General features: G+C 40.6%; 1 protein-coding gene. It reads left to right on the forward strand.

What is annotated here, in order from left to right:
• The first annotated feature begins 102 nt into the window (after positions 1-102).
• A complete protein-coding gene (locus OCV99_RS18460; RefSeq protein WP_416810605.1) occupies positions 103-462 on the forward strand; it encodes a leucine-rich repeat domain-containing protein in 360 nt (119 codons plus the stop codon).
• The last annotated feature ends 63 nt before the right edge of the window (positions 463-525 follow it).

A 525-nucleotide genomic window follows, 5' to 3' on the forward strand; every position in this document is an offset into this window, starting at 1 on the left:
CTGCCATTTTGTTCACTCCTTATTCTCTAGATTATATCTCAAATCCTTGAGAATGGGGTGTCAACTTTTTTTATACCACATCAGTATAAGAATCTTATATTTGTGCCTAAAAACAAGGAAAGCATAAATTTACCGGAAGATGTGATAAATATAGGAGATTGCGCATTTGAGCATTGTAAGGATTTAAATAGTATTAGTTTGCCGGAAGGGATAACGAGCATAGGCTTTCGTGCGTTTGGAAACTGCAGCAGCCTAAGCAGTATTGAGCTGCCAGGAGGCTTGACGGAAATAGAGAGGAGTGTGTTTTCCGATTGCAGTAGCCTGAGCAGTATTGGACTGCCGGAGGGTTTGACAAGCATAGGTCAGTATGCATTTAGTAACTGCAGCAGCCTAAGCAGTATTGAGTTGCCGGAAGGTTTGACGGAAATAGAGCGGGATGTGATGTGGTATAAAAAAAGTTGACACCCCATTCTCAAGGATTTGAGATATAATCTAGAGAATAAGGAGTGAACAAAATGGCAGAAA

This window comes from Dorea acetigenes (genome assembly GCF_025567385.1).
Taxonomy (GTDB): Bacteria; Bacillota; Clostridia; order Lachnospirales; family Lachnospiraceae; genus Claveliimonas; species Claveliimonas acetigenes.